At 53.5% G+C, this 9,611-nt stretch carries 8 protein-coding genes; 5 read left to right on the top strand and 3 right to left on the bottom strand.

The genetic code is table 11. The annotated features are described in order from the left end of the window. Window positions 1–451 precede the first annotated feature (451 nt). Both BMX17_RS24045 and BMX17_RS24040 read left to right on the top strand, forming a co-directional pair. The gene (locus BMX17_RS24045) at window positions 452–688 is read left to right on the top strand and encodes a helix-turn-helix domain-containing protein (protein ID WP_139203742.1); all 237 of its coding nucleotides are present in this window, start codon (window positions 452–454) and stop codon (window positions 686–688) included. A 56-nt stretch (window positions 689–744) separates the two neighbouring features. Beyond that, entirely contained in the window at window positions 745–1,275 is a 531-nt protein-coding gene (locus BMX17_RS24040) for a hypothetical protein (RefSeq protein ID WP_139203741.1), read from the top strand. A 10-nt stretch (window positions 1,276–1,285) separates the two neighbouring features. Here the strand turns inward: BMX17_RS24040 and BMX17_RS27170 are convergent, their stop codons facing one another. The 3 genes from BMX17_RS27170 to BMX17_RS24025 all read right to left on the bottom strand — a co-directional run bounded on the left by BMX17_RS27170 (window position 1,286) and on the right by BMX17_RS24025 (window position 3,097). Continuing rightward, window positions 1,286–1,570, bottom strand: a complete 285-nt coding sequence (locus BMX17_RS27170; RefSeq protein WP_092664954.1) for a transcriptional regulator — start codon at window positions 1,568–1,570, stop codon at window positions 1,286–1,288. 175 nt (window positions 1,571–1,745) lie between these two features. After that, on the bottom strand, window positions 1,746–2,162 hold the full coding sequence (locus BMX17_RS24030; RefSeq protein WP_092664951.1) for a DUF7970 domain-containing protein: 417 nt from the start codon (window positions 2,160–2,162) through the stop codon (window positions 1,746–1,748). Continuing rightward, window positions 2,162–3,097, bottom strand: a complete 936-nt coding sequence (locus BMX17_RS24025; RefSeq protein ID WP_092664948.1) for a ParA family protein — start codon at window positions 3,095–3,097, stop codon at window positions 2,162–2,164. Before BMX17_RS24025 ends, BMX17_RS24030 begins: the two co-directional genes overlap by 1 nt. Window positions 3,098–3,488: 391 nt before the next feature. On the opposite strand from BMX17_RS24025, the gene BMX17_RS24020 reads away from it, so the two are divergent. From BMX17_RS24020 to BMX17_RS24010, 3 genes are all read left to right on the top strand, one after another. Next, window positions 3,489–5,462: an AAA family ATPase gene (locus BMX17_RS24020; RefSeq protein ID WP_170845559.1), complete on the top strand. Its 1,974-nt coding sequence runs from the start codon at window positions 3,489–3,491 to the stop codon at window positions 5,460–5,462. Window positions 5,463–6,197: 735 nt separating this feature from the next. Next, entirely contained in the window at window positions 6,198–6,809 is a 612-nt protein-coding gene (locus BMX17_RS24015; RefSeq protein WP_092664942.1) for a hypothetical protein, read from the top strand. A 442-nt stretch (window positions 6,810–7,251) separates the two neighbouring features. Next, window positions 7,252–9,611, top strand: a 2,360-nt coding sequence (locus BMX17_RS24010; RefSeq protein ID WP_170845558.1) for a carboxypeptidase-like regulatory domain-containing protein, incomplete at its 3' end; no start/stop codon positions are given.

Genomic DNA, 9,611 nt, shown 5'->3' with positions numbered 1-9,611 from the left:
CACAGCCTGTGGGTTGCGTACTTCACGCGCCGTCGCGCCACAGCCTGTGGGTTGCGTGCTTCACGCGCCGTCGCAATACCTTTCGACGCGGTCGGCCCGGCCTGCCAAGACACAGGCCGACTGCGTCGTTCGATTCTACTGCCCACGAGCGGAGCGTCCGTCATTCCTCGTGAGCGGTTGCTCTGCATATCTCAAGCCTCTGTGTTAAGTGTTGTCTGAAAACTGCGACTTGAGTGTGTTTGATCGGTTGTCATGTCTGATGGCCCGGACAGACCAGCTCGGATATCGGCGGGCTTGGGCGTTCTCCAATCGCAACAACCCAAGGGGCTTCTCTGTCTCAACAGCTTTGCGTAATCACGCACCAATTATAAAACCTACCTTTGCACATATCCGTAATGTTGGCCGGAGCGCAGTCTTAATAAAAAACCGGGGTGTAGAAATGAACAACTCAGTGACCCACGACAAGCACGATGAATCAGGGAAGTTCACGCCGACATACGAGCCAGAGGAATTCCTCTCGGCTGTCGCGGAAATTGATCTTCCGACGACAGCGGATGTCGCTGATCACGTTGGCTGTGCCCATCGCACAGCACTTTACCACTTGAACAAACTTGAGGACGCTGGTGATCTTAACAGCCAGATGGCTGGCCGCGCAAAAATCTGGATGTTGTCCTCTTCCACCGAGTGAACGTGGGAGATTCATCCCGCTACCTAGTTTGAAGCGGCGCTGGTTTTTATCCGAGAATGGAGACTGAAATTCACCGCGGAATTTTTGATGCTAGTCACGAATTCTCGCATACGATGGGATTTGAGGTAGTCGAAAAGAAGAATTCGCGGAAGGTCTCGATTCGGAAAGATGGCTCGATCATGCTGCCAGAGAAAACGATCGAAGCCTACTTCGATGATGCAGCTGCCGTCCAGATTCTCATTGACGAGGAAAACGGGGAGATTGCGTTCAAAGAGGCGGCCGCCGACTCGCGACACTCGTACAAGATACCCGATGACGAGTCGATGGAAATTCGCGGACACGGAGTGTTCCACAGTTACGACGTCGACATCGACCAGACCGCTCGCTACCTCGGGGTCTGGGATAGCGACGACGAGTTCCTGGTTGTCGACCTCGAACAGCCCTACACGATCTACGACTCGGCTGACGAATCAGACGAGTCAGAATCTGAAGACGCATCTGACGCCAAGCCTGAGAGTAGCGCCGACCCAGAAAGTAGTGCCTCCTCAACGGCTTCCAGTGGAGCAATCGAAGCCAGCGAAGACTGATTCCTGGCCTTCACTCTGCAGTGGCCAATCCCTCCCTTTCGATCTTTGTCCACACTTCACTTCCGGTCTCCGTGATCCCATACACGCGACCTTTCCGCCGATCCTCCGACACCAGCAGTTCAGTGAGCTCACGATCCGTGAGCGCCTGAAGCGCACGCGATATATGCGCGATGCCTTTGTCGGAGTCGCTCGCAATCCGTGACGGTGTCGCGGGGCCATCAGCAAGTCGACGCAAAACCGCTACTCGGTACTGGGAACTGATCACGAAGCTAACTGCATCCCAATCTGGACTCATTGTTTTGGAAGTTCGATCTGGAAACCGTTGGATCAGCAATTCACACTACCGTCAGCAACGAGCGTAAAAACAGTATGTGCGAGTTAGTCGAGAGCAACATCCACAAAGGAACAATTGGATCTGGGCTACTCCAATTTGCTCACGGAACAGCATCCAAGAATGAGCCCAAGGACGCTCAGTCGAAATATCCGTATCCAATCCCTCTCATTTCATCGAGGAATGCCTCATCGTCACTGAAGTCGCACCGAAGAGCGGCAACCTGCACGTCGGTCTCATACACTTTTTCGTCGAATTCGGATTCGGCAAGGTCGACAAGTTCACGGAGGCGTTGCTTATCCTCATCACTGACATAGATCGTCAGTGCTGACCGGTCTTCTTGCGGGCTATCATACCGGACACGGTGGGGGATGTCTTGCTCTGCTGTCGGCTCAGTTTCGCTCATCGATTCATCCGAAGATCGGGAGTTGTCTTGTTGTGTCTGTACCGGTGCCGATGACGTTGCACTTTCTGATTCTCTCTCATCAGATGGACTGCCACCCAATCCATCATCAGCCCCATCAACATTGTACCGGTCTTTCTTGCTATCGCCCATTAAGCATCAACCTCCGTTGCACTGCTGTCTTCATCGAGTAGTTTCTCAGGTTCTGCGTCACCCATCCGCTGGTCTTTCACTGCATCCCACTTCTCAACTGCCTTACTGTACGAGTAATCTCCTGTCATCCACCGTCCAATCACCTTGAAAGCCAGCGGCACGTGTTCTTCATATTTCCGGAGATCCCGCGTTTCCTCGGAGTCCAAGAACTGGAAGATATCCATATGGTTGTCCCATGTGTACCGGAGGAGACTATGCTCCGGGATCGAGAAGGGGCTTACAGGTATCTCGTCCTCCTCGAATTCCTCACGGTACTCTTCAAATATTTTCGCGTTCCCAACACGGGATGGGACAACACCAGCGATCGCAATATCAACACCCACTCCTTCGAAGCCCGAACTCATCGCCTCAATCGTCGCTTCGAGACCCTTCTGTGAAGCGCGTCCTTTCGGACTCAGCTCGAGCGGGACCATCACATTTCGAGCCGCGAATACTGCATTGTCAACCAACTCACCAAGTGCCGCATTGCAGTCGACCAGGAAGTAATCATACTCGTCGGCAAGGTCTTCGATGACATCACGGATCACTCCAAATCGGTCCAGCCCATAGAAGCCCGCCTCATCCAGCTTCGAATCGAAGTTGGCGAGACTCTCATGGCCTGGCATTAAATCGAAGTACGGCGTTTCGACGATAATTTCATCTGGGGTCACATCACCGAAGAACACATCCATAACCGTCGGTGAGACCTGCTGATCATCAGAATCGTGGTCTAAGTGTCCGTACCCAGCGTAATGTGTGAGCGCCCCCCGCTGCGGGTCCAAGTCAATCGCTAGCACGTCATAGCCATCTCGTCCGATCGCTGCCGCTGAATTCATCGCATTCGTTGTCTTACCTGGTCCTCCACTCTCTGACCACCATACGTACGTACGTGGCATACCACCAACCACACCACCAGCAGATAAAAAACTACGTCAGACATACAACTGCCCAACAGACGAAATAATCAACAACTCAGTTGACCCACTATTTAGCAAACCATGCGGCAAACCACCCAGAAAATCAACCATCCAATCAACTAATAATCCACTCAATAAACTCAGCAGTTTACCTTAGAATAAACCATCTCTTGGTCTATCTAACTGCTGTTTACACTCTTGGTATGTATTAAATCCACCAAGACATTCCTGAATACCCACTGAACACTTTTATGCTGACGATTTGAATATTCTAGTGGGCCGATTGCAGACACACCAAGGCCTCTGATTCACCATGACAATTGACCGCTTGTCAACGGCGCTTTCGTACGTTCGAACTGTCCTCTCGACGGTGGCCGCCCTCACCGTGGGGATTCTCATTGGCTGGGGTGCGCTAAGCCAATACGCGACCACGATCCCCGTCGACGCAGCTGCCGGACTGCCAGCACTCAGTGCGTTCATCGGCTTTGGCGGTGGGCTTGTGGGCGTTGTTCTCGTCACAGGTGCCCTCATTCTCGCGCTTCATATCGCCCGCATTGCACTCAATGTCGTTCACCCGGACTCGGCACTGCTATGCGCGCGCGAGTATATGGCGGCATCACTCTTGATCCTCGGGTCTGTGATCACGATGGCCCAGATAGGACCGCGATTCATTCCGATGAGCGAGCAGTACCTGCCGGCGCTATCGGCAGCCGGGGCCGGTAGTCCTGCCCAAAGTGCGGTCGCTGGCGGGGCCGTCGCCGCTATCGGGTCACTCTGGCTCTCCCGAGAGGTTGCGATGGCACTATACAGTGCAGGGGTTAGCTGGCCCCTCCTCGCCGCCGTTACCGGCCGACTCCCGGTTCGGGACCCTGATGGGTACACGACAACTCGCGAGACGATTAACACCTACCGGAAGGATTTCGACCACCCAGACGTCGTCTCAGTCCGTCAAAAGCGTCCGAAGATGACTTCATTCGATCCGAAGTTCGAGGCTGCACACACGGACATGGACGAGGTCGTGGTGGTTGAAGACGACGCCGAGTCACCCGACGTACACGAACTGAAAGTCAAGGAACGCAAGCTCAAGACGTTCCTCGAGCAGAACCAGAACGCCGAAATCGTCGACACCACTCTCAAGGGAGACAGCCACAGTACACGACAGAGTCAGACGAGACAACAGTCCCAGACAGCCAGCAGTCGCTCCCGATCAGACACTCGGGGCAAAGAATTGCAGAAACAAGCGTCCTCCAACAGCCCTTCCACGAACACACGGTCGGGGGAGGAATCCACTGGAGATCAGCAGCAGAACAGCCCCGAAACCGGAAACAAGCCTGCACAGCAGTCGAGTTCAAGCGAGTCCTCAGCGCCTTCCAACACATCCCTGGAAGCAGCTGATGATGGGGGCAACCAGCGACCTTCCACATCCAAGTCAAACTCGAAAGCGGACACTCACGAGCCTCACGAACCGCGGAATCCAGGGACAGATCCTGATGAACGTGACGATGATCCGGATGTCACGTTCGACGAGATTGCAGAAAAATCGGAGTTTGATTGGCGCATCGGTGGTGAAGTATCGTTCAGTGACGTTGGCGGTATGCAAGACCTCAAAGACAAGACCTCTGACATTATCATCAAGCCATTCACGACAAAGCGAGAGAAGGCAGATCACTTTGAACTTGGCGTGCCCAATGTGCTGCTCTATGGCCCGCCAGGGACCGGCAAAACCCACTTCGCAAAAGCTCTCGCAACAGAAACAGGCTATCCATATCTCATCGCTAGTGGATCCGATGTGACAAGCAAGCTCGTAAATGAATCCTCAGAGAGGGTGTCACAACTCTTCGATGAAGCCGAATTCATCGCCGAACAGTTCGGGGGCTGCTTGATCTTCATGGACGAACTGGACGCGGTCGTTCCCGCCCGTGGTGGTAGTTCCAACCAGAACCAACACGCCGAAGATGATAAGGTCGTCAACGAGTTCCTCGCACGTCTCTCAGACCTCCACGACCACGTCGTGTTCATCGGGTCAACCAACAACCGCGAGAAGATCGACGACGCGATCAAGCGCAATGGCCGTATTGACGAGGATTTCAAAGTCTCAATGCCAGACTACGAGAGTCGACAAGCGATCCTCGAGACGACCTTAGCAGAAAAACCGCACCGAGTCCCAGATGAAGACGTTGAGTGGCTCGCTGAGCATACTGACGGCGCCAGCGCCGCCGATCTCAACACGATGGTAGACAACGCAGCCCGGATCGCCGGCCTGCAAAAAGACAAGTCTCACATCACGTTCGAGGACTGCCACGAAGCACTCAAAGAAACGACCTTCACCGAAGAATCGGTCTAGGCGCTCCTTCGGGAGTGACTCACTCTCCCACGGGTGAAGCCATCGGTGTGAGCATTCTGTTTCCGTCTGTCGACAAGTATCTTCAGCTAGTTTGGGGGGTGGTAACATTAGCCGTATGTATCAGTGAACCATGAATATGCGAGAAGCATTGTCTAAGCTAGGTGTGGTAACAGGGAACAAAACGCCGAAATAATCGCTTAATATCGGCGATAATCAGCCCATACAGGATTCCTGCTGCTGAACTCTCCCTACCGTTTAATGTGCTGGGAGCGGTGACATTCATATACAGCCTAGAATATAGGTGTATCAACATATGCCTCCTGTCAAGAATTGGTCCAAAGTCGCTTGTGATAGATCGCACCGGGTGTACGAACATGCACACAAACCAGCATGCGGGATGGTCTACGTATTTGATGGGGAGTACCACGTCGCACTCACTGTGAAGGGGTATCCAATAAAAGAAGTCGAGGGTTTCACTCGCAAAAAGGTGGCAGGCAGATGTCTCTATGAGCTTGTGCAGCAGATCGAGGACCCGTCGGTTCACTGTGCCAACTGCGGGTCGGCGTTTTGTCCGCCGTCTGTTGAGTTCACACGGTGCGGGAGCCCACTAAAAACCAATGTCACCACCAGCTGCCCAAACTGTAGTACAACTCATACCAAACCAGAGACGCCCATCCCAGAAACGGCGATCTCCTACAACCTCACACAGGTCCCTGAAGAAGCCGCAATTTCGCCATGACCAACCAAGCAGACTCCGTCAAAGACACCAGTGGTGTCCCCTTTGAATGGTTTGACGCTGACATCAAAGACCCTCTAAACGGATACCGATCCACTCTCCGCGAGGGAACTGTGCCGGAGTATATCCAGAATCCACAAATCAATGCTCCAGAACTGATCGATGTATTCGGCCTTGATCACCGGGAGTTTGAACAAAAGGTCCGCAACGACGGCTTCCAGCAGGGTATTCTCGTTGAGCGGCCCCCATCAATGCCACCCGAGTATGCAACATTCGTTATCCGGCCGAAACTCTATCTCACAGCTCATCAGGATGCCGCCAGGACACGCGACAAGAACTCTGCATATAGACAGGCCGATTTCAAATTTCGCGCGACTGCTAACAACGAGCAAGGAGGAATACAATATGTCACCCCAAACCAGATCGCGGAACCACTTCGGAAACTCATGGCCACTGACGAATGGCATTCCCGTGTTACCTCGATCCAAGGTAGTTTCGATGGATGGCACCTGCGATACCACATCGGCGATCTAGGTGCAATTTCGGGTGTCTCCGCCGTCGCAAAATTCTCTGACACTGAGTTCGCCCCCTCTCAGTCCACTTCCCGGTGATCCGCCCCGAGAGCAAGCCGCGGTCGGTTGCTTCTTCGTCGATTTGCCACTCTCACCGACCTGAAACGTGGCGGTTTCTGCTGCATTCTCCGTAGGTACTCTCCAATGCGCCACACAGTAGTTGGTATAGCCTGTGAAAATAATATGTCATGACAACAATCGTCCATTCTATAGGGCAACTGGCATAGACGCGCGCGAGTTTAGCACAGATTCAGTACCTAATATTATGGCTAAAAACAACAGTATATCCAGACGCATTATATTATATGATAATCACAGGGTGCGCTATTCCCCCTATGGCCACGGGTTATTTTGTGAAAAAAACCCTGTTGTAGAAGACATAATCCTCGATTTTGATACTTGAACCGATGTTTTTTATTGGAGCATTAGCTTCGGTTCACTAACGCCCCATCCCACACCACCTGGGATACCCCTCTCATACATGACACGAGAGCTAAACGACATTTCAACGAAAGACCGGAGCGAGATGGTCTGTCCTGGCTGCCATACTCAAGGATTGGTTGAGCTTGAAGAGCGGGCAGTCCACTTTGAAGACGATAGAGAGAAACTCCTCAGTGCGACTGGGTGTTCGAATGAAGAGTGTGAGTATTACGCTGGTGCCGGGGATAACGCAATTCCAAGCGATGCGATCGAGGCTCAGACGCCAGATCCCTTCTCGGTTGATGAGATATTCAAGAAAGTTGGTGGAGATATTGACGCCCGGACAACCATCTTCGCTGCCTGTGGAGTTCTCGTTTTCGGCGCTCTCATTGTCGCATTGATTGGGTTACCCGGTGGGTCCTCTGGAGTCGCCTCTGCTGACGGATCTCCTGACCTCGCAAATGTTAGTGAACAACCCGGGAACATGACTGTCTATCTCGAAGCGGGCAATTGGACGATTTACGAATACAAAGGCCAATATGTCGTGTCCGGGGCTGTTGACGGAGAGACGGTCTACCTCCATCCAGAAGGAGTTGTCGAAGGGGCCCCATATTTCTTCAATACGACAGAGGCAGCACGTCAGGCCATCCTAGCATGGCGAGCCAACGCCGATCAAGGGAACGCAGTCCGGCCAGATAGTCGGACACGCACACAAGCCTGCGGGCAATTCAATAGCTCAACACCCTGGCGACAATACGAACACAACGATTCGCATATTGTCGCAACACAGACTCCCAGCCGCGTCGTTTTCCTCGATTCCAGTGGTGAGGTCCAGCTGGAGCCATACACATTCATAGACACCGAGCGTGCAGAACGAGCGATTCTCGCATGGCAGTCACGGGACGACCGCGATTGTGGGGACTTCCAGACTCCCTCAGAATCAGCAATCGAAGAAGAGATCGCGCCCTACTTCCAAAATGGTCCGGGTAGAAACTCCAATAACAATTCGGACGGCGTGAACCCATGGGATGACTACGGTGACTGGCCCGACTATTCACCTGACGACGACTACTCTGGCGGTGAGGAAAACACTGACAACAGCGGGAGTGGGGGAACAGCAGACAATGGAGAGGGTAGCGGCCCCAGCTCACCGCCCGAAAGTGGCACAGAACAGTCGCCGCCAACCGATAGCACAGGGACTCCAAAGCAGTCAAACCCCAACACCAGCCCAGATTCGCCCACTGAAACTCGTGACGAACCATGGTGGAATCAGCCGCCTGAGCGAGGTAACGAAGAGACTCCATCTGATCAGCCCAGTGATCAGCCCGGTGACCAGCCCGGAGACTCTCCTAGCGACCAACCCAGCGACTCCCCAGGTGACCAGCCCGGTTCTGGAACGCCACCAAACGAACTGACGCCACCAGCCGACTCGCCTCCAGAAAATCCGTCATCGCCAACGCCGATCGAGGGCACGCCCCCGGACGACCCAATCAATACCGTTACTGAGACGACCACGCCCGATCCCAGCGAACAGGTCCCCGAACCACCAGAAATTAGCACGCCGACACCAATGCCGGCTCCTGAAATCCCAGATCAGCCTGGGCCAGACACACCAACCCAACCGACAGAGCCAACGCCAGTTAACCCTGGAGATGGAGATGATCCGTGGCAGCCTCCCGAAGATGGGGGTAACACGGGTGGAGGAGATAACACCGGGACTGTCGACACAACCCTGAGTGGCGTTGTTGACCGGAGCGATACACTTCAGCCAGTGACCGGCGCAACTGTCAAAATCAGTCCATCTGGGAGTAATAGCGTCTTCACAGCCAGTACAAACTCAGATGGGCAGTACTCCTTTGGCGAAATCACTCCGGGGGAAGCAACACTCTGGGTTGAACCTCCTGAAGATAGTGGTGTCGCCGTTTCGCCACCAATTACCATCGACGTCACATCCAACGGAGACGTTGCCGTTACAAATCCACGCGAAGCAGACATCAATTACGCAACAAACAACCAAGGCACCATCGCCAACAACGATCTGGCAATCAGACTCCCAATCGCGCAGTCCATCACTGGTACTGGTGAAGGGAAAGCGATTGAAGGCACAATTGATCTCCTACAGCCGCAAAACGCAGATGACGTTACCGTCACCCTCTCGCCTGTTAACAGAGACACAACCACCACTCGTATCATCAATAGCAGTGAGTCCGAACGCGTTACTATCAATGGGGACCGCATCATCTCACAGCAGGTCGGATTAGTCGGAAACACTTCATACAAGATAGTAAACGAAACAGGCACCATCTCTGTTGACGACGGGCTCTCAACGTCCGTCCGTGGAAACATTGCTCCATATGGGTCTAAGTTCCAAGTGACGCCGTTCACCCGGATCGATACTCACGGATTCTGGTCGGGACTAGG

Origin of the sequence: Halorientalis persicus (assembly GCF_900110215.1) — an archaeon.
In the GTDB taxonomy this organism is placed as follows: domain Archaea; phylum Halobacteriota; class Halobacteria; order Halobacteriales; family Haloarculaceae; genus Halorientalis; species Halorientalis persica.
Note: the sequence above shows the minus strand (reverse complement) of the source record. Positions and strands in the feature narration are given on the sequence as shown.